1 protein-coding gene and 1 pseudogene are annotated in these 1645 nt (G+C 56.2%); both read left to right on the plus strand.

Annotated features, from left to right (window positions below; all coding sequences use genetic code 11):
* Window positions 1-133 (plus strand): annotated as a pseudogene (locus BM357_RS19590) (IS256 family transposase); the annotation flags it as partial.
* A gap of 376 nt (window positions 134-509) precedes the next feature.
* A partial coding sequence (locus BM357_RS18690; protein WP_074956910.1) for an IS5 family transposase occupies window positions 510-1645 on the plus strand: 1136 nt, incomplete at its 3' end.

Below are 1645 nucleotides of genomic sequence, written 5' to 3' on the forward strand. Positions count from 1 at the left end.
CCTAATGGGGGCCATATTGCAGGAGCAGCATGAGGAGTGGATGGTATCTCGACGCTACTTCAGCCTGGAGTCTATGGCGAGACTGAAGCCAGACCGAACGTTGCTGGCACCGAACGCCGTACTACAGAAATAGCTGAGAGGAGGTGGCGTGTATGTTACACGCAAACATTGACTTTGTCCCCTAGGCGCCTAAATTCGACCGGCAGGAGCGACGTCAAGGGCGTCCGACCGGACGAGCGCAGCACCCCTTGACGGAGCGACGAAGGTCGATATACTCCCGCGACGGAACAAAGCCATGGATGTCACACATTAGACACAAACGGTGAAATTACACCACTTGACGGGACACTACCCGACCGAGGTAGGGGCCAAGCCGCCTCGTAGCTAGGGTCTGCTGAACGAACGGAAAGTCCTTTACTGGCCAGGATTTTGGGGCTCTGAACGCGAATTTATGTGCAAGGGTTTTTGTAGACAGGAGCGCAAAATCCTTGCACATGGAGGACAGATCGATGTTCCGCGCGAGGGAGAACCAACTTATTTTGCCAGGTGATTTCTTCCTTCCGTTCGGTGGGAAGTTGAATGAGGATAACCGCTGGGTCAAGCTTGCGCAGGTGATTCCGTGGCGGAAAGTGGAAAAACACTACGGAGAACAGTTCAAATCCCGGACGATGGGTCAAGAGGCGTATCCAGTCCGTATGGCGCTTGGCGCCCTCATTATTCAGGAACGGTTAGGTCTCAGTGACCGGGAGACGGTGCAGCAGATCACGGAGAACCCGTATCTACAGTACTTCATCGGACTTCCAGAGTTCCAGCAGAAGCCGCCGTTCCACCCTTCCCTGATGACGCACTTCCGCAAGCGGCTAGGCAGTGACATCATCAACCAGGTCAACGAATGGATTGCCGAGGAACAAGACGATGACCACGCTGATTCGGATGATCAGGACGGTGGTTCCGGGTCTGAGGCGGACACACATGCGACGGAAGTGCGTGCTGAGAATACCCAAGAAACCGGAAATCAAGGCAAGCTCCTTTTGGATGCGACGTGTGCTCCAGCAGACATCGCCTATCCCACAGACCTGTCGCTGCTCAACGAGGCGCGTGAGAAACTGGAGGAAATCATCGACGTCCTGCATGCAGCACGGAAAGGCGGTAAGCGCAAGCCACGGACGTACCGTGAGAAGGTACGCAAAGCGTATCTTGCAGTGGCCAAACAGCGTCGTGTGAGTCCGAGGGTGCTTCGCAAGGCGATTGGCAAACAGCTGCGGTTTGTGGCCAGGGACCTGCGCATCATTGCGCGGTTGAAAGATGAAGTCGGGCTGAGCGTACTCAGCCGGCGTCAGTACCATCAGCTTCTCGTAATCTGCGAGCTCCACCGACAGCAAGAGGAGATGTATCGCAAGCGCACGCGGCGAATTGAAGACCGCATCGTGAGCATCTCGCAGCCGCATGTACGTCCAATCGTTCGAGGCAAAGCGCGGGCCAACGTGGAGTTCGGGGCCAAAGTGGCAGTGAGCCTCGTGAATGGGTATGCGAGGCTGGAACGGCTGGATTGGAACAACTTCCACGAGGGTCTGACGTTGCAGGCGGCGGTGGAAGCGTACAGGGAGCGGTATGGTTGTTATCCGGAAACCGTGCTGGCCGACAA

Source organism: Paenalicyclobacillus macrosporangiidus, from assembly GCF_900116805.1.
Taxonomy (GTDB): domain Bacteria; phylum Bacillota; class Bacilli; order Alicyclobacillales; family Alicyclobacillaceae; genus Alicyclobacillus_H; species Alicyclobacillus_H macrosporangiidus.